This is a genomic window from Pseudonocardia broussonetiae (genome assembly GCF_013155125.1).
GTDB lineage: Bacteria > Actinomycetota > Actinomycetes > Mycobacteriales > Pseudonocardiaceae > Pseudonocardia > Pseudonocardia broussonetiae.
Window position 1 is genome coordinate 1,999,144 of sequence record NZ_CP053564.1, and the last position, 17,915, is coordinate 2,017,058.

Sequence of the window (17,915 nt, forward strand, 5' to 3'; positions counted from 1 at the left end):
CACATGTCCGACACCCACCTGACGATCGAGGATCACGTCGCCGTCCTCGAGATCTGCCGCCCGCCCGCCAACTACTTCGACGAGGCGCTGATCGGCGAGCTCGTCGCCACCCTCGAACGGCTCGACGACGACGCCTCGTGCCGGGCCGTCGTGCTCTGCTCGGAGGGCAAGCACTTCTGCGCCGGAGCCGACTTCGGTGGCACGTTCGCCTCGGGGCGGGCCGAGACCGCGGCCCGGCTGTACCGCCGCGCCCTCGCTCTCTTCCGGACCCGGAAACCGATCATCGCCGCCGTCCAGGGCGCCGCGGTCGGCGGCGGTCTCGGACTGGCCTGCGTCGCGGACTTCCGAGTCGCGGACGCCGACACCCGGTTCGTGGCGAACTTCGCCGGCCTCGGCTTCCACCAGGGTTTCGGGCTCAGCGTCACCCTCCCGGCCATCGTCGGACGTCAGCGCGCGGCGGACCTCCTCCTGCGCAGCGCGACGGTCCGGGGGAAGGAGGCCCACGCGATCGGCCTCGCCGACCGGCTGGCCGAACCCGGTGGGCAGCGGGGGACCGCCGTCGCGTGGGCGCGCGAGATCGCCGCGGCGGCGCCGCTCGCCGTCGCCTCGATCCGTGCGACGCTGCGGGCGGACCTCGCCGACCTCGTCCAGGCCGCCCTCGACCACGAGCTGGCCGAGCAGACGCGGCTGTGGGAGACCGCCGACAGCGTGGAGGGCATCGCCGCGAGCATCGAGCGACGCGCCCCGTCGTTCGCGGGCCGATGAGCGGCGCGCTCGCCGGGGTCCGCGTCGTCGACCTGACCACGGTGATCATGGGGCCGTACGCCACCGCGATCCTGGCCGACCTCGGCGCGGACGTGATCAAGGTGGAGCCACCGACCGGGGACATGACGCGGGGGATCGGTGCTGCTCGGCACCTGGGCATGACCGCGATGACGCTGACCCTGCAGCGCAACAAGCGCAGCATCGCGTTGGACATCGCCTCCGCCGGAGGGGCCCCGGTGCTGCAGGACCTCCTGCGCGACGCGGACGTGCTGGTGACCAACCTGCGGCCGCGGTCGCGTGCCAAGCTCGGCCTCGCCCCGCAGGATCTCCTGGACGCGCATCCGGGGCTGATCGTGTGCACGGCGCAGGCCTACGGCTCCGCTACGGAACAGCGTGACGAGCCGGCCTACGACGACATCGTCCAGGCCGCCTCGGGCTTCGCCATGATCAGCGATCTGCTCGACGGGCGGCCCGCCTACACCCCGAACGTCGTGGCCGACAAGATCAGCGGACTGCACATCGTCATCGGGGTGCTCGCCGCACTGCAGCACCGCCGGCGCACCGGTCGCGGACAGCACGTCGACGTGCCCATGGTCGACACGATGATCGCGTTCACCCTCGTCGAGCACCTCGCCGGGCACACGTTCGACCCGCCCGCGGGTCCCTTCGGTTGGCCGCGGGTGCTCGTTCCCGAGCGCAGACCGCACCGCACCGCGGACGGCTGGATCTGCCTGATGCCGTACTCGCGCCGCAACTGGGAGGACTTCTTCGCCCTCGGCGGGCGGCCGGAACTGGCCGACGACCCGCGCTTCCGCACCGTCGACGACCGCCATCGCCACATGGGGGAGCTGCTCGGGTTCGTCGACGCCGTCACCCCGACCCGGACGACGGCGGACTGGCTGGGGATCTGCGCCGAGCGGGACATCCCGGCGGCGCCGCTGCGGGATCTCGCTGCGGCCCACCAGGATCCCTACGTCCTCGACCGTGGCCTGCTGGAACCTGCCCTGCATCCCACCGAAGGGCCGTACTTCGCCGCCCGCACCCCGGTGGACCTCAGCGACAGTCCCGTCGCGCAGACCAGGCCGGCGCCCCTGCTGGGAGAGCAGACAGCCGAGCTGCTGGCCGAGCTGGGGTACTCGCCGGAACGGATCGCGGCCCTGCTCGCCGACGGCACGGTCGGGGCTCCAGCACCGGATCGGAGGGCATCGTGACGACGTTCGTGCTGGTCCACGGCGCCTACCACGGCGGATGGTGCTGGCGTCGGGTCGCCGATCTGCTGAGGCGCCAGGGCCACACGGTGTTCACCCCGACCCTGACCGGGCTGGGCGAGCGCGCTCACCTTCTCGGGCCGGAGGTCGGGCTCACCACGATGATCGACGACGTCGTCGCGGTGGTCGAGGCCGAGGAACTGACCGATGTCGTGCTCGTCGGGCACAGCTTCGGTGCCCTGCCCGTCCTCGGGGCGACCGGGCCACTCGCGCCCAGGCTGCGGCGACCGGTGATCCTGGACGGCATCGTGGTCGAGCCGGGGAGCCACGGGTTCGCGGGACTGTCCGCCGACCTGGTCGAAGCCAGACGAGAGGCGGCGCGGCGGCACCCCTCCGGGCTCGCGATCCCGCCCCCACCCGCGGAGTTCTTCGGCGTGATCGACCCTGCCGACCGGGCCTGGGTTGAGCGCAGGCTGACGGCCCACCCGCTGCGCACCTACACCGACCCGATGCCCGACGGCCCGTGGACGGCGGGACTCCTCGTGACCTACCTGCGCTGCACCGACCCGGTGTTCCCCGGGGTCGCCGGCGTCACCGACGTGGTCCTCGGCCACGGCGGACGGGTGCTCGACCTCGCCGCCCCGCACGACGCCATGATCACCCATCCCGACCTGCTCGTCGCGGAGCTCGTGTCCCTCGCCGACGAATAGTCTGCGAGTCGTCCGGTCCGCTCCAGAGCCCAACGGAGGACGGCGCGACCATGTCCCTGGCCCGATCCCCCTCCACCTTCGTGGGCAGGCGCCACGAGCTCGAGGCGGCCCGCCGTGCCCTGGGGGAGTCCCGGCTGGTCACCTTGACCGGGCCCGGCGGTGTCGGCAAGACCAGGGTCGCGGTCGAGAGCGCCGAGCACGCCGGCCGCGCGTTCGCCGACGGGGTGTGGTTCGTGCCGCTCGCCGACGTGGACGCCGGGGCGGGCCTCGACACCGTCGCAGCCGTGGTCCTGCGTGTGCTGACCAAGAGCGACCAGGCCTCGCGCGGGACGTGGGAGCGGCTCCTCGAGCTCGTCGCGGACCGCAGGCTGCTGTTGGTGGTCGACAACTGCGAGCACCTGCTCACCGTGACCGCTCAGCTGTGTTCGGACCTGCTGCGCGAGGCGCCGAACCTGCGGATCCTCGCGACCAGTCGCGAAGCCCTGCAAGTCGCAGGGGAGCAGGTGCTGCACGTCCCGCCGCTCAGCGTGCCCGACGTGCAGCGCGCCTACTCCCCCCGCGACCTCGAGACGTTCGACGCCGTCGTCCTGCTGCGCGACCGCGCCCGCCAGATCGATCCCGGCTTCGCGATCACCCCGGAGAACGCCGCGGCCGTCGGCCGGCTGTGCATCCAGCTGGACGGCCTCCCGCTCGCCATCGAGCTCGCCGCAACCCGGCTGCGCAGCCTCACCCCCGCGCAGATGGTCGAGAGGCTCGCGGACCGCTTCACGCTGCTCAGCGCGGGTGACCGCACCGCAGCACCCCGGCAGCGGTCGCTGCGTGCCGTGATCGACTGGAGCCACGATCTCTGCGCGCCCTCCACCCGCCTCCTCTGGAACCGGCTCGCGGTGTTCCCCGGCTCGTTCGACGTCGACGCAGCCGAGAAGGTCTGCGGCTTCGGCGCGCTCGACCGCGCGGAGGTCTTCGACGCCATCGACCGGCTCGTCTCGCAGTCCATCCTGCTCACGCAGCGAGACGTCGGGGTGATCCGTTACCGCCTGCTGGCCGCCGTCCGCGAGTACGCGCTGGAGAAGCTCACGGATTCAGGGGAGTACCCGGAGCTGCGGCGCAGGCACCGGGACTTCGTGCTGGCAGAGGCCGCCGAGGTCTTCCACGGCCGTGTGACGGCCTCTCACACGTCCCATGCCGACGTCATCACCGCGCTGCACTGGTCGACCTCGACCCAGGGCGAGGCCAAGTCCGGTCTCGAGCTCGCGGTGCTGCTCGGCTGGCACTGGGTGGCGGAGGGCCATCTCGACGAGGGCCGCCGATGGCTGGAGATCCTCCTCGAGGAAGGGGCCACCGACGCGGCCGAGCGCGCGAACGCCATCTGGGCCGTCATCTGGGTCGCCCTCATCCAGAACGACCGCGACGGGGCGTGGCGCCATCTCGAGGAGCTGGAGCGCCTTGCCGAGACCCTCGCCGGACCCCGCCCGCGCAACCACCTCGATCACTGGACCGGGCTCTACCACGCGTTCTCCGACGAGCCCGGCCGCGGCGTCGCATCGCTCGAGCGGGCGGTGCGCGGCCACGCACAGGCCGACGACGGGGCCCACGAGTGCATCGCGCTGTTCCAGCTCGCGTTCGCGCTGCTGTGCGACGACCAGCTGACCCGCGCACTGGAGGTCGCCGAGCAGGCGCTGGAAGCGAGCACCGCCCTGCACCTGTGGCGCAGCCGGGACTGGGCACGGTGGATCGCCGGAGTGACCCGCTGGAGGCTCGGCGATCTCGACACGGCCGAGCGGGACGTGCGGACGCTGCTCATCACCCAGCGCCGGTCGCGGGACTTCCTCTGCGCCGCGGCATCCACGGCCCTGCTGGGTTGGATCGCGGCCTCGCGCGGCGACGAGGCCCGGGCCGCCGAGCTGCAGGCCCTCTCCGACGCGGTGTTCGAGGACATCGGGACCTCGCTGGCGTTCTTCGGCCCGCGGATCGTCCGCTTCGCCGGGCACCGGGCGGACGACCGGACGGCGACGGACCGAGCAGCGAGGATCAGGGACGCCGACGAGCTCGTCGACCGCGCGCTGGGGCCGGCATCCACGCCCACCCCCACGGCGGGACCACTCACCTCTCGCGAGGAGGAGGTCGCGCGGCTGATCGCCCAGGGCCTGTCCAACAAGGCGGTCGCGGAGCGGCTGGTGATCTCGCGGAGGACGGCCGAAGGGCACGTGGAGCGGATCATCCGGAAGCTCGGGGTGACCTCACGGGCGGGTGTCGCATCGTGGGTGGTGGGGCGGGACACGTAGTCCTTGGGGTATTTCTCCCCGCGACGCCACCGGACCCCGGCCGTGACCATCGCCACATGACAGATCACGGCAGAGAAGCCCCGACGACCGACCTCGACCTGGCGATCATCGGCGCCGGCTTCTCCGGTCTCTACGCCATGCACAAGGCCCGCGACGTGATGGGCCTGAACGTGCAGGGCTTCGAGGCCGGAGGAGGCGTCGGCGGCACCTGGTACTGGAACCGCTACCCCGGTGCGCGCTGCGACATCGAGAGCATCTACTACTCCTACTCGTTCGACGACGAGATCGCGAAGAAGTGGCGCTGGTCGGAGAAGTTCGCCGGTCAGCCGGAGATCCTGGCCTACCTCGAGCACGTCGCCGACAAGCTCGACCTGCGCCGCGGCTTTGCCTTCGACACCCGCATCGTCAGCACGGTCTGGAACGAGGCAGCCGGTCACTGGACGCTGACCAGCGAAGACGGAGCATCGACCACCGCCCGCTTCGTCATCGCCGGCACCGGCCCGCTCTCAATCCCCAAGGAGAACGAGTTCCCGGGGCTGGCCCACTACACCGGCGAGGTCCACCGCACCGGCAAGTGGCCGCACGAGGGCGTCGACTTCGCCGGCAAGCGGGTCGCCGTCATCGGCACCGGGGCCACCGCGATCCAGGCCATCCCGCGGATCGCCGAGCAGGCCGGGACCCTCACCGTCTTCCAGCGCACCCCGAACTTCGCCGCGCCCCTGGACAACGGCCCGCTCGACCCCACCGAACTCGACGACGTCATCGCGAACTACGCGCAGGTCCGGGAGAACTCCCGCAACCGGTTCATCGGCGCCGACTACCCGCTGCCGGAGCACCCGTCCGCCCTGGGCGTGTCGGACGACGAGCGCAAGCGCGTCTACGACAAGTACTACGTCGGCGGCGGCTTCCGCATGATCACCTCGACCTTCGGCGACCTGATGTTCAGCGCGGAGGCGAACGAGACCGTCTCGGAGTACCTGCGTGAGCGGATCCGCGAGCGGGTGAAGGACCCCAAGACCGCCGAGATCCTCAGCCCGCGCAACCACTTCTACGCCACGAAGCGCCCGCCGTTCGAGACCGGCTACTACGAGGCCTACAACCGCGAGAACGTCAGCCTCGTCGACCTCCGCGCCACCCCGATCGAGGACATCACCGAGCGCGGGATCCGGACGACCGACGCCGAGTACGAGTTCGACGTCCTCGTGCTCGCGACCGGCTTCGACGCCTTCACCGGGCCGCTGCTGCAGCTCGGGCTGGTCGGCCGGGACGGTGTCCGGCTCTCGGACTACTGGGCCGACGGGCCGCACACCTACCTCGGCATCGCCATCACCGGATTCCCGAACCTGTTCATGCCGATGGGCCCGCAGAGCGTCTGCATCCACATCAACAACCCCCCCGGCATCGAGGACCACGTCGACTTCGCGCTCCGCGCCATCGCGGCCGCGACCGAGCGCGGAACGACGGCCCTGGAGCCGACGATCGAGGCGACCGACCAGTGGAACAGCTACATCTGGGGCATCGCGGACTCGACGCTGATGACGAAGGTCGAGTCCTGGTACATGGGCTCGAACGTGCCGGGCAAGCCGCGCGCCCCGCTGTTCTTCGCCGGCGGGGCGGTGCTCTACCGGGCCATCTTCGCGCAGGTCGAGGGCAACGGGTTCGCGGGCTTCGCCTTCGACGGCGCCGCTGAGGCGATCCCGACGCTGACGACGCTCGACCCGATGGCTGCGCACCTGCTCGGCGCGGTGCTCGCCCAGGACCAGCGACCGCTCGACGCCATCCCGCTGGACGAGCAGCGGGTGGTCCTGGAGAACTTCGCCCAGCTCCAGCTGCCTCCGCGCAAGGACGTCGCGGTGCACCACACCACCTACCCGACCCCGGGAGGTGAGCGTCCGGTCCGGGTCTACGTGCCGGAGAACGCCGAGGGGCCGCTGCCCGTCCTGGTGTTCCTGCACCCCGGCGGGTGGTACGGCGGCAGTCCCGCCCTGTCCGAGGGGCCCTGCACGGGACTCGCCGAGGACCTCGGCGCGGTCGTCGTGTCCCCGGACTACCGACTCGCCCCGGAGAACCCGTTCCCCGCGGCGACGGACGACAGCTACGCGGCCGTGACGTGGGCGGCGGCCGCGATCACCGAGTACGGCGGCGACCCGACCCGGATCGCGGTCCTCGGTGAGAGCGCCGGCGGCACGCTGGCGGCGGTGGCCGCACAGCGGGCGCGCGACGAGCACGGTCCTGAGCTGGTCGGGCAGGTCCTACTCTACCCGCCGATCGACCCCGACGAGCAGACCGGGTCGAAGGAGCGGTACCGCGAGGGGCCGATCCTCACGGCGGCCGCCGCACAGCAGTGCTGGGACCGCTACCTGCAGGCCGACACCGACCGCTCGTCGCCCCTGGCCGTGCCGAGCAGGGCCGAGTCACTCGCCGGGTTGGCGCCGGCCCTGGTGCTGACGGTCGAGCTCGACCCGAGCAGGGACGAGGCCGAGGCCTACGGCCGCGCGCTCCAGGAGGCGGGCGTACCCACGGAGATCGTCCGGATCCCGGGCCTGATCCACGCCGCGCTGAACATGTCGGGCTTCGTCCCGCGGACCTCGGAGATCACGGACGCGATCGTGGCCTTCCTCGCCCCGCGGTTCGCGAGCACGTCGCGGGAGGCGGCGCGGGCCTGACGGCGACCGGAACGGGAGCCGCCGAGCGTGCAGAACGCTCGGCGGCTCCGCGTTCCGTTGCAACGGGGAAGCGACTCACCGTGCGGCAGGCCGGGGCCGGAACAGCGTCGTTCGCCTGGCGGCGCCGAGGTCACGCCGCCCCGCGGGTCGCCAGCTCGTGCTCCTTCAGGTCGAACCCGGCGGACCGGACCGCGGCCGGCCCCGGCAGCACCCCACCGGCGAGCAGCCGGCGCGCCGCCATGTGGTCGCGCGGGCGGTTCACCGACTCGACGGCGACGAGCCGGCCCCGGTGGAAGCGGCAGACCGAGAAGCCGTCGCCGTCCGGGTCGCCGACCACCACGCACTCGTCCCCGGGGAAGCCGAGGCCCACGGTCTGCACGCGGAGTCCGAGCTGGTGCGTCCAGAACCAGGGCGTCCTGTCGTACGGCTCGCCGGGTCCGTGCGTGATCGAGGACGCGACGTGGCGGGCCTGGTCGATCGCGTTCTGGACGCACTCGATCCGCCGCGGGGCGCCGAGCTCGCGGTCCGGGCGCGCGACGCAGTCGCCCACGGCGACGATCTCGGGGACGGACGATCGCAGCCACGGGTCGACGAGCACGCCGTTGTCGACGGCCAGGCCGGCGGCCGCCGCGATGCCGCTGTTGGCGACCGCGCCCACCGCGACGACGACGAGGTCCGCCGGGAGCTCGGCACCGTCGGAGAGCACCACGCCGCGCACCCGCCCGTCCCGGCCGGTGAACGACGCGACCCCGACGCCCAGGCGCAGGACCGTGCCCGCGGCCTCGTGGGTCCGGCGCACCGCCGCGGAGACCGCCGGCGTCACGGCCCGGGCGAGGAGCCGGTCCTGGGGCTCGACGACGGTGACCGGGAGCCCGCTACCGGCGCAGGCCGCGGCGATCTCGAGTCCCAGGAACCCGCCGCCCACCACGACGACGTCGCGGGCCGTGCCCAGCCGCTCGCGCAGGGCGGCGGCGTCGGCCAGCGTGGCGGCCTGCGTGACCCCGTCCAGGTGGCCGCCGGGCACCCGCAGCCGGCGCAGGGTCGACCCGAGCGCCAGGACGAGGTGCGTGTAGGCGAGCGCGCCGCCGTCGTGCAGCTCGACCCGGCGCCGCGCCGGGTGCAGCGCGACCGCGGCGGTGCCCAGCCGCAGGTCGATGTCCTGGTCGGCGAAGAACGACGCGCTGCGCAGCAGCTGCGGCTGCCCGGCTCCCGGTCCGAGGTACTCCTTCGACAGCTGCGGTCGGTGGTAGGGGAGGTGCTCCTGGGCGTCGAGCAGGACCACCGGGCCGCGGTGCCCCTCGGACCGCAGCGAGGCGGCGACCTGCACCCCGCCGTGGCCGGCGCCGAGCACGACGACGGTCACAGCTGCGTCTCCGGGAGGACGAAGGTCATCTCGCCCCAGTCGTCGACGACCTCGACCTGGCAGGACAGCCGGCTCGTCGGTCTGCGGGGTGCGGCGGTGGAGGTGAGCATCTCGTCCTCGATGTCCTTCACCGGGGGCAGCCGCTCGGGAGCGGCGGCGTACACGTGGCAGGTGGCGCACATGGCGTTCCCACCGCACTCGGCGACGATCCCGGGCAGGTCCTCGGCCAGCGCGACCTGCATGACCGAGAGTCCGGCCTCGCCCTCGACGGTGCGGCGGGTCCCGTCGGGCAGCACGAAGATGAGGGAGGGCATGCGCTCAGGCCTCCCCGGCGGTCACGCGGAGCTGCTGCGGGGAGCGGAAGAGCCAGCCCGTCATCGACCAGTCCGCCAGGCTGAGGGCGGGCGCCACCGCGACCAGCTCCTCGAGGGCGATCCGGGCGAGCTCCCGGCCGAACACGTTCCCGGCGCAGAAGTGCCTGCCCCCGCCGAACGAGAGGTGCGTGGGGCCGGAGCGGTGCAGCCGGTAGCGCTTGCCGTCGTCGAACCGGCGTTCGTCGCGGTTCGCCGAGGCCACCACGCACCAGACGACCGACCCCGCCGGCAGCTCCTGGCCGTGCAGGGTGACGTCGCGGGTCGTCTCGCGGAAGACCGCCCCGATCGGCGCGATCCAGCGGAGCCCCTCCGCGAGCGCGGTGGGGATGAGGCCCGGCTGTGCGACGACCTCGCCGTACGTCCCCTCCTGCAGCAGGCCGAGCACGGTCGTCGCCGCGGCGTGGCCCGGCTCCTGCATCCCGCCGGTGAGCTCGATCAGGAACGCGGAGTAGATGTCCTCCCGCGACCGCGTGCGCCCGGGCGGCATCCCGGCGTGCAGCAGGTGCGACAGTCCCGAGTCGTCCGGGTCGGTCCCGAGCCGCGTCAGGATGGGTTCCAGGACGTCCTTGATCTCCGCGATGACCTCGTCGCTGCGGCGGAAGGGCTCCTCGAGGAAGGTGTAGTTGCCCGCTGCCCCGATGATGGTGTGGAACCAGCGGCGCAGCGTCTCCGACGGCACGTCACCGATGCCCAGCATGGCGGCGAGGCCCGTCGTGCTGACCGGCTCGAGGTACTCGGCGACGAGGTCGTAGGAACCCCGGGCGGGCAGCTTCGCCGCCTCCGCCGCCGCGATCGGGCGGACGAGGTCCTCGATGTACCCCGCCACCGCGCTCCGCCGCAGCGGCGGGTCGACGGAGGCCCGGCGGTCCCGGTGGACCTCGCCGTCGGCGACGAGGATGTTCCCCGGCCCGAAGGTCCGTTCGAGCACCGGCTGCACGCTCGGTGCCCGACCGAGACCGGTGTCGGCGAGGAAGGCGCGCACGTCGTCGTAGGTCGTCAGCAGGTGGGCGTTCAGCGCAGGGACGAACACGCAGGGCGCCTCGGCCCGCATCCGTGCGTAGTGCGGGTACGGGTCGGCTTCGAGCGCGGCGACGTCGATCGCGTCGACCCAGAGGGTTCCCGACGGGGTGGCCACTCGTCCTCCTCGACGATCGGTAAAAGACACGAATACTTCGATTGCTTCGGCGCATTCTGCGGACGCGCCGAAGCCGTGTCAAGGCCGGTCGCCACGAGGACGGTCCCGATGGGCGAGGACGGTGGCAGTGGCTAGCCGACCATCCGTTCGGCGAGCCGCCACCCGATCAGCTGGGCGCTCACGCTCGTCGCCACCGAGGGGATCCGGGGGATGACCGAGGCGTCGGCGACCCGCAGGTTCGCGAAGCCGCGGACGAGGAGGTCGCGGCCCACGACGGCGTCGGGGCCGTCGCCGAGGGCGCAGGTGCCCACGGGGTGCATGAACGAGCCGGTGAGCTGCGCGATCGCCCCGTCCAGGTCGGCGCCCTCGGCGAGCGGGGCGAGCTCGGTCAGGCCGAACGGCGCCAGAGCGGACCGTGTGGCGACCTCGCGGACGACCTCGACGCCCCGACGAGCCGCGGCGAGGTCCCGATCGTCGGCCAGCAGCGCAGGGTCGATCAGCAGGGCGCCGTCGGGATCGTCGGGGTCGAGCCGGAGCGACCCGCGACTGTGCGGGCCGTAGAGCCCGATCAGGGCACTGGCTCCGTGCTCGACGTCGGGAGCACCGAACGGGATGTGGCCGAACGCGATCGCGAGGGCTCCCGGGCTCCGCGGGTCGTGGCGCAGGACCAGCTGGGACTCGAAGAACTGCGCGGTGGGCGGCTCGACCGGTTGCTCGCAGCGCCACACCACGGGAACCAGGGGATGGTCGTGCAGGTTCCTGCCGACGCCGCGGAGGTCGTGACGGAGGGGCACGCCCGCCGCGGCCAGCTCGGCACGGGGCCCGATGCCGGAGCGCAGGAGCAGACCGGGCGAGTCGATCGCGCCCGCGCACAGGATCACCTCGGCGCCGTCGACCGGCAGCTCGCTGTGCCCGCGATCCCCGGTGCGCAGCTGCAGGGCGTGGACCCGCCCGTCCTCGAACAGGATCCGCTCGACGGTCGAGTCGCTGCGGATCTCGAGGTTGGGGCGGGCCGTGATCGGGTCGAGGTAGGTGAGGGCCGCGTCCGCCCGGGAGCCCTCGTCGGTCAGCGCGAGATCCATCCACCCCACGCCGTCCTCGTCGGTGTCGTTGAGATCGGCTACGCGCTCGTGCCCGGCCTCGGTGCACGCCTCGACGAACGCGACGGACAACGGGTTGGGTTCCGGGACGGGGCGGTTCAACGCCGGCCCCGTCGCCCCCCGCCGCTGCCCGCCGTCGAGGGCGGCCAGCGCGCCGCGGAGCTGGTCCGCGGACCAGTCCGGGCCCCAGGCGTCGAGGTCGGCCGCCGGCGGGACGGCGTGGATCATCGCGTTGAGCATGGTGGTCCCGCCGAGCAGCCGCCCGCGCGGGTAGTCCAGGACGCGGCCACCGAGAGCGGCCTGCGGGGTGGTGCGGTAGCCGTAGTCGAAGGGGCCACCGAGGGTCTCGGGCCACCGCGCGGGGGTCGCGACGACGTCGGGGCGCAGCCGGGGACCGGCCTCGAGGACGAGCACGGACATGGTCGGATCGGCGGTGAGGCGGTGGGCCAGTGCCGCACCGGCGGCGCCGGAACCGACGACGATGACGTTCGGGCGCAAGGGGACTCCTCAGGGTCGAGCGGTGGGTGCCGGCTTCACGTCGAGGTGCACCGCCGGTGCTGGACCGACGGCGCTGCGTCGGGTCGGGTGGCCCGTACGGGCGCGGTCGTCGACGTCGGCACGGCGGCGATGACGAGCGCGCCGAGGACGGCGGGGGCGGCGAACGCGTAGAACAGGGTCGCCGTGGGGAGGTCGGCCGAGAGCAGGGCCGCGCCGTACAGCGGCCCGAGGATGCCGCCGAGCCGCCCCGCCGACAGGGCGGTGCCGATCGCCGTGGCCCGGACCTGGACGGGGTAGTGGCTCGCGATGAAGACGTTGATCAGGATCTGCGTCCCCACCGTCCCGACCCCGGCGATGACCACGGCGGCGTAGAGGAGGGGCCCGGGCAGCGGCTGGCTGAGCACGGCGATGCTGAGCGCCGCGAGCAGGAACGAGCCGACGGTGGTCGGGCGCGAGCCGATCCGGTCGGCGATCCGACCGACGACGAGCGGGCCGAGAGCCGTGCCGACGTTGAGGACGATCAGGAACGTCAGGGCCGAGCCGAGCTCGTAACCCGCCGAGCGCATCAGCTGTGGCAGCCAGGTGTAGAGGCCGAACACGACGAGCAGGGACACGAACGTCGCCAGGCAGAACAGTGCGGTGGTCCGGCGGTGGGTGCGGGAGAAGACCACGCGGAGCAGTCCGACGGTGCGCTCGACGGCGGTGGGCGCGTCCGCCTCCGGTGCGGCGAGCGCCGGATCGAGGCCCAGCCGGGACGCCCACCGCCGCGCGGTCGCGGTGTCACCGCGCCCGCGGAGGAACACCAGGGACTCCGGCAGGAACCGGACGATCACCGGCAGGGCGACGATCGCGGCGAGGCCGCCGATCAGGTAGACGACCCGGAAGCCGTACTGCGGCCCCAGCAGGCCGGTGACCGCGGCGGCCAGCCCGCCACCGGCGCCGACGCCCGCGAAGGCGACGGCGGTGTCGATGTTCTGCCTCCCGGGGGCGGAGTACTCGTACACCAGCGCGGCGATGGAGGGCAGCACCCCGCCCGCGCCGAGGCCGACCAGCAGCCGGCCGATCCCGAACAGCGGGATCCCGGGGGCCACCGCGCAGAGCACCATCGCCACCGAGAACACGGCGGTGCTGACCAGGATCAGGCGGCGGCGACCCAGCCGGTCGGTCAGCAGTCCGACGACGACCGCACCGAGGAGCATGCCGACGGGCGTCAGGGCGCCCAGCAGCCCGGCCTGCGCGATGTCGACGCCCCAGGTCGCGTCGGCGAGCAGCAACGGCACGGAGGCGCCGAAGGCGATGACGTCGTACCCCTCGAAGGTCATGCAGAGCAGGCACAGCAGGAGCACGGAGCGCGGGGTCCGGTGGATCCGAGGTGCGGTCACGGCGTCGTGGCCTTCCGGGAGGAGCGGCGGAGGAGCCCGGAGCGAGCTCCACGCTTGACAGTCTTACGTCAATGACGAATCTTAACCATAGACGTCAAACCCTGCGACGACGAGGACTTCCCATGACGACGATCGGTGCGAACCCCGCGGGAAACTGGATCGACGGGCGGTGGGACACGGACGGACCGGTCCACCGGTCGATCGACCCGTCGACCGGCGAGGTCGTCGGGACCTTCCACTCGGCAGGCCGCGCGCAGGCGGAGGCGGCGATCGCCGCCGCGCGCACGGCCTTCGACAGCACCGGGTGGTCCCGGGCCGCCGCCCCCCGGGCCAGGGCGCTGCACGACCTCGCGGACGCCCTGGCCGCCCGGGCGGACGACCTGGCGGCGATGCTCTCGCGGGAGAACGGGAAGCTGCGGAACGAGACCGCGTGGGAGGTCGCCCTCGCCGTGGACTGGCTGCGCTACAGCGCCGCATCCGCGCTGACCCAGATCGCCGGACGGGCCGCCGAGCCCGTGCCGGGCACCTACTTCCACTCGGTGCCGGAGGCCGCCGGCGTCGCGGGGGTCATCTCCCCGTGGAACTCGCCGATCGTGCTGACCGCTCGGGCGATCGGACCGGCGCTCGGCGCAGGCTGCACGGTGGTGGTCAAGCTCCCCGGCCAGACCGCACTGACCAACGCCCTGCTCGGAGAGGTCGTCGAGGCCACCCCCTCGATCCCCGCCGGCGTGCTGAACCTGCTCACCGAGGCGGGCAACGAGGCCGCTCCGGCGCTCGTCTCCTCGCCTGCCGTGGACGTCCTGAGCTACACGGGCAGCACCGCCGTGGGACGCGTCATCGCCGCCGCCGCGGCACCGACGGTCAAGCGGCTCGGCCTCGAGCTCGGCGGCAAGACGCCGCTGATCGTCTTCGACGACGCGCCGATCGACGCCGTCCTGCCCGCCCTGGTCGGGGCGTGCACCGTGATGAACGGGCAGTTCTGCGTGACCGGCTCCCGGGTGCTGGTGCACCGGGCGGTGGCCGACGAGGTGCGCACGAAGCTCTCCGCAGCCCTGGAGGCCGTCCGGGTGGGGCCCGCGGACGACCCGGCGAGCCAGCTCGGTCCGCTGATCGACACCGCGGCCGTCGACCGGGTGGACCGCCTGGTCGAGGAGGCGGGCGCCTACGGGAAGGTGCTCGTGCGCGGGGGCAGGCCCGTGGAACCCGAGCTCGCCGCCGGAGCCTTCTACCGGCCGAGCCTGGTCGAGATCGACGACCTGGACGTCCCGCTGGTGCAGGAGGAGGTCTTCGGTCCGGTCCAGACCTTCGAGGTGTTCGACGACGAGGCCGACGCGATCCGTCGCGCGAACGCGACCGAGTTCGGGCTGGGAGCCTCGGTCTTCACCGGGAGCGACCTGCGGGCACGCCGGGTCGGCCGGGAGATCCGGGCGGGCCTGGTCTGGATCAACACCTGGGGAGTCCTGACCGAGCACTTCGAGGAGGCGGGGGTCAAGCAGAGCGGGTACGGCAAGCTCTGCGGGCCCGCCGCGATCGAGGAGTTCCAGAACCTGAAGGTGTACGCGACCGCGGCCCCGCCGGCCCAGTAGGGCGCCCTGCCTATCCTTGTCCACATGGCGCAACCGAAGAATCCCGAACGTTCGGGGAGGACGGGCGCGCCGACGCACCGGCGCGGGCTCGTGGAGAACGAGATCTACGAGCACGCCACCCGGCTGTTCGCCGAGAAGGGTTTCGCGAGCACCACGCTGCAGGACATCGCCGACGCGCTGGGGGTGACCCGACCCGCCGTCTACTACTACTTCAAGACGAAGGAGGAGATCCTCGCCCGGCTCGTCGGCGAGATCACCCAGGCCGCCGCGACGGACCTGGGTGAGATGACCGGGCGCGCGGACGTCTCACCGACCGAGCGCCTGAAGGCCATCACCCGGTTGAACGTGACCCGGATCGGGGGCCAGGCGGCGCGGTTCCGGCTCCTGATCAAGTCCGAGTCCGAGCTGCCCGACGACATCGCCCATGCCCACCGGGAGGCGCGCCGCCAGGTGCTGGCGGCCTTCGTCCGGGTCGTGCGGGAGGGGGTCGAGAGGGGCGACTTCCGTCCGATCGACCCCCGGACGGGGGCACTCGGGGTGATCGGCCTCTGCAACTGGGTCGCGTGGTGGTACCAGGAGGGCGACGACATCGAGGCGCTGGCCGACAACCTCGCGGAGATGGCGGTGTCCAGCCTGCGTCGCACCGACGAGCGGCTGCCGCCGGCGCGGGGGACCGACGGTGCCCTCGCGCTGCTGCGCGAGGACATCGACCACCTGGAACAGCTGCTCGCCGCCGAGCGGCGAGGTGCCCACGGCCCCGTCGATCCGGCCTGAGCCCGTTCCGGGGAGCTGCCCCTCGGCGCGACGGCCGGGCGGCCCAGCGCGGCCGCGACCAGGTCCCAGGTGTGGGCGTTGAGCCCACCCCCGTGGACGAGGACGATCTCCGGTTCCCCGTTCCCGTACCGCAGGGCGCTGACCCGTCCGTGGACCGCCCAACCAGGTGGCGCAGCTCGGACACGGTGCTCCCCCTCAGACGGTGGCCGCGGCGCGGGAGCCGAGCAGGCTGCCCGCCCCGGGGAGGACGGGGGTGAGGCCGAGGGCGCGCAGCACGCTCGAGGCGCCTGCGGTCGCCGCGGACAGCACCGGGATCCCGAACTCCTCCTCGGCCGGGGCGATCAGGTCCGACGACGGCATCTGGACGCAGCAGGACAGCACCAGGGCGTCGACGTCGCGCAGGTCCAGGGAGCGAGCGGCCGCCATGACGTCACCGCCCGGGATGCAGCCGACCGCGGTGTTGTCGCCGACCCCCAGCGTGCGCCAGTCGCCTGGATTGACATGAACATAAGAGATTCTACATTATGGTAAGTAGCAGTCGAGCGAAGGAGGACCCGGGGTGAGCGAACGGCGAGTGGCCGTCATCGGGGGCGGTCCGGGCGGGCTCTACGCCGCTGCCCTGATCGGTCTCGCGTGCCCGGACCGGCAGGTCACGGTGTACGAGCACAACGCCGACGGGCAGACGTTCGGGTTCGGTGTCGGTCTGACGGCGAGCACGCTGGGCAGCCTGGACGCCGCGGACCCGGTGTCGGCGGCGGCGATCCGGCGGGCCGGGCATCCCGGGCGCGGGATGGACCTGCGAGTGGGTGAGGGGGTCGTCCTCGACGGCGCCGACAACATCGCCATCGGGCGCGCGACCCTGCTGTCGATCCTGCGTGAGCGCGCCCTCGCGCTCGGGGCCCGCATCGAGGACGCCCACGTCGAGGCCTCGGACCTGGACGACGCGCTCGTGATCGCCGCCGACGGCGTGCGCAGCGCCACCCGCGAGAAGCTCTCGGCCGAGTTCGACGCCCGCGTCGAGGTGGACGACGCGCTGTACCTGTGGGCGGGAGCCGACTTCGCGCTCGACCGGGCGACCTTCCTGCCGGCGCGGACCCCGGACGGGGTGTTCGTCGTCCACGCCTACCCCTACAGCCCCGACCGGAGCACGTTCCTGATCGAGACCGACGACGGGACGTGGCGACGGGCCGGGCTCGACGTCACGGATGCCCGCACCCCCGAAGGGGCCTCCGACGAGGAGAGCCTCGACCGCCTCTCCGCGGTGTTCGGCGACATCCTCGGCGGGCGCAGGCTGCTCGGGAACCGCACCCGCTGGCAGCGCTTCGCCACCATCAGCTGCGGCCGCTGGTCGCACGGTGACGTGGTGCTGCTCGGGGACGCCGCGCACACCGCCCACTACTCCATCGGCTCGGGCACCAAGCTCGCCATGGAGGACGCGATCTCCCTGGCCGCGGCGCTGCGCGACACCTCGGACGATGCCGCAGCCGCGGCCCGCTACGAGCAGGAGCGCAGGCCACGGGTGGAGCGCTTCCAGCGCATCGCCGGGCACAGCCACGTCTGGTGGAAGGCCTTCCCCCGCCGCCTGGACCTGCCGGCGCCGATGCTCATGACATCGTTCATGACCCGGGCCGGGAACATCACCGCGGACGCCTTCGCCGCGGTCCACCCGGAGGTCGTCGCGGACGCGGTCGGGGTGCTCATCGGCACCCGCCCGACCGACGAGCAGGCGCGCGACCCGCACACGCTCGGCGAGCTGGTCCTGGCCGGCCGGACCGCGGAGCCGGGTCCGGACACCACCGTGCTCGCCACCGGACCCCTCGACGCCTGGGGACCGGCGGGTGACGCCGTGGTCGAGCAGGCGCGCGGGCGCACCGAGCTCTGGCTCGACGGCGAGGACGACGGGCGGGAGGCCGTCCTGGCCCGCTGCGCCCTGTCCGAACGGCTCCGGCTCGACCTCGGTGCCGTCGTCGGGATCGACGTCCCCCGAGCGGCGCGCGCCGACGCCGTCGGCGCGCTGCTCGCGGGCCGTGTCGACCGCGTCCGCTTCCGCTGACCCGCACCGATCCGAG

The 17,915-nt window shown here is 73.1% G+C and carries 13 protein-coding genes and 1 pseudogene; 8 read left to right on the forward strand and 6 right to left on the reverse strand.

The genetic code is table 11. The annotated features are described in order from the left end of the window. Positions 1 to 3: 3 nt before the first annotated feature. From HOP40_RS09870 to HOP40_RS09890, 5 genes are read left to right on the forward strand one after another with little or no spacing between them, the layout of a single operon-like run. A complete protein-coding gene (locus HOP40_RS09870) occupies positions 4 to 765 on the forward strand; it encodes an enoyl-CoA hydratase/isomerase family protein (RefSeq protein WP_172156923.1) in 762 nt (253 codons plus the stop codon). Continuing rightward, positions 762 to 1,976: a CaiB/BaiF CoA transferase family protein gene (locus HOP40_RS09875; protein WP_172156925.1), complete on the forward strand. Its 1,215-nt coding sequence runs from the start codon at positions 762 to 764 to the stop codon at positions 1,974 to 1,976. Before HOP40_RS09870 ends, HOP40_RS09875 begins: the two co-directional genes overlap by 4 nt. After that, entirely contained in the window at positions 1,973 to 2,683 is a 711-nt protein-coding gene (locus HOP40_RS09880) for an alpha/beta fold hydrolase (protein ID WP_205347142.1), read from the forward strand. The genes HOP40_RS09875 and HOP40_RS09880 overlap by 4 nt, the downstream gene beginning before the upstream one ends. Positions 2,684 to 2,733: 50 nt before the next feature. Then, on the forward strand, positions 2,734 to 4,968 hold the full coding sequence (locus HOP40_RS09885) for a LuxR C-terminal-related transcriptional regulator (protein ID WP_172156927.1): 2,235 nt from the start codon (positions 2,734 to 2,736) through the stop codon (positions 4,966 to 4,968). Between the two features lie 56 nt (positions 4,969 to 5,024). Then, a complete protein-coding gene (locus tag HOP40_RS09890) occupies positions 5,025 to 7,634 on the forward strand; it encodes a flavin-containing monooxygenase (RefSeq protein WP_172156929.1) in 2,610 nt (869 codons plus the stop codon). Between the two features lie 130 nt (positions 7,635 to 7,764). Here the strand turns inward: HOP40_RS09890 and HOP40_RS09895 are convergent, their stop codons facing one another. From HOP40_RS09895 to HOP40_RS09915, 5 genes are all read right to left on the reverse strand, one after another. After that, positions 7,765 to 8,997, reverse strand: coding sequence for an NAD(P)/FAD-dependent oxidoreductase (locus HOP40_RS09895; protein ID WP_172156931.1), 1,233 nt, complete (start codon positions 8,995 to 8,997; stop codon positions 7,765 to 7,767). Then, entirely contained in the window at positions 8,994 to 9,311 is a 318-nt protein-coding gene (locus tag HOP40_RS09900; protein ID WP_172156933.1) for a 2Fe-2S iron-sulfur cluster-binding protein, read from the reverse strand. The genes HOP40_RS09895 and HOP40_RS09900 overlap by 4 nt, the downstream gene beginning before the upstream one ends. 4 nt (positions 9,312 to 9,315) lie before the next feature. Next, positions 9,316 to 10,506: a cytochrome P450 gene (locus tag HOP40_RS09905; RefSeq protein ID WP_172156935.1), complete on the reverse strand. Its 1,191-nt coding sequence runs from the start codon at positions 10,504 to 10,506 to the stop codon at positions 9,316 to 9,318. 131 nt (positions 10,507 to 10,637) lie between these two features. Further along, positions 10,638 to 12,104, reverse strand: a complete 1,467-nt coding sequence (locus tag HOP40_RS09910; RefSeq protein ID WP_172156937.1) for a GMC family oxidoreductase — start codon at positions 12,102 to 12,104, stop codon at positions 10,638 to 10,640. Positions 12,105 to 12,139: 35 nt separating this feature from the next. Further along, the gene (locus HOP40_RS09915) at positions 12,140 to 13,486 is read right to left on the reverse strand and encodes an MFS transporter (protein ID WP_172156939.1); all 1,347 of its coding nucleotides are present in this window, start codon (positions 13,484 to 13,486) and stop codon (positions 12,140 to 12,142) included. Between the two features lie 122 nt (positions 13,487 to 13,608). Between HOP40_RS09915 and HOP40_RS09920 the strand changes: the two genes are divergently transcribed. Both HOP40_RS09920 and HOP40_RS09925 read left to right on the forward strand, forming a co-directional pair. After that, on the forward strand, positions 13,609 to 15,072 hold the full coding sequence (locus HOP40_RS09920) for an aldehyde dehydrogenase family protein (protein ID WP_172156941.1): 1,464 nt from the start codon (positions 13,609 to 13,611) through the stop codon (positions 15,070 to 15,072). Between the two features lie 24 nt (positions 15,073 to 15,096). Further along, entirely contained in the window at positions 15,097 to 15,846 is a 750-nt protein-coding gene (locus HOP40_RS09925; RefSeq protein ID WP_172156943.1) for a TetR/AcrR family transcriptional regulator, read from the forward strand. A gap of 195 nt (positions 15,847 to 16,041) precedes the next feature. On the opposite strand, the pseudogene HOP40_RS09930 reads toward HOP40_RS09925, so the two are convergent. After that, positions 16,042 to 16,335 (reverse strand): annotated as a pseudogene (locus HOP40_RS09930) (maleate cis-trans isomerase family protein); the annotation flags it as partial. A gap of 70 nt (positions 16,336 to 16,405) precedes the next feature. Here HOP40_RS09930 and HOP40_RS09935 point away from each other — a divergent pair. Further along, the gene (locus tag HOP40_RS09935; protein WP_172156945.1) at positions 16,406 to 17,899 is read left to right on the forward strand and encodes an FAD-dependent monooxygenase; all 1,494 of its coding nucleotides are present in this window, start codon (positions 16,406 to 16,408) and stop codon (positions 17,897 to 17,899) included. Positions 17,900 to 17,915: the final 16 nt, after the last annotated feature.

What these genes read in the sequence shown, in the direction of transcription:
- HOP40_RS09925 (WP_172156943.1), top strand. Translation starts at nt 15,097, where the DNA reads ATGGCGCAACCGAAGAATCCCGAACGTTCGGGGAGGACGGGCGCGCCG.
- HOP40_RS09900 (WP_172156933.1), bottom strand. Translation starts at nt 9,311, where the DNA reads ATGCCCTCCCTCATCTTCGTGCTGCCCGACGGGACCCGCCGCACCGTC.
- HOP40_RS09870 (WP_172156923.1), top strand. Translation starts at nt 4, where the DNA reads ATGTCCGACACCCACCTGACGATCGAGGATCACGTCGCCGTCCTCGAG.
- HOP40_RS09875 (WP_172156925.1), top strand. Translation starts at nt 762, where the DNA reads ATGAGCGGCGCGCTCGCCGGGGTCCGCGTCGTCGACCTGACCACGGTG.
- HOP40_RS09885 (WP_172156927.1), top strand. Translation starts at nt 2,734, where the DNA reads ATGTCCCTGGCCCGATCCCCCTCCACCTTCGTGGGCAGGCGCCACGAG.
- HOP40_RS09890 (WP_172156929.1), top strand. Translation starts at nt 5,025, where the DNA reads ATGACAGATCACGGCAGAGAAGCCCCGACGACCGACCTCGACCTGGCG.
- HOP40_RS09920 (WP_172156941.1), top strand. Translation starts at nt 13,609, where the DNA reads ATGACGACGATCGGTGCGAACCCCGCGGGAAACTGGATCGACGGGCGG.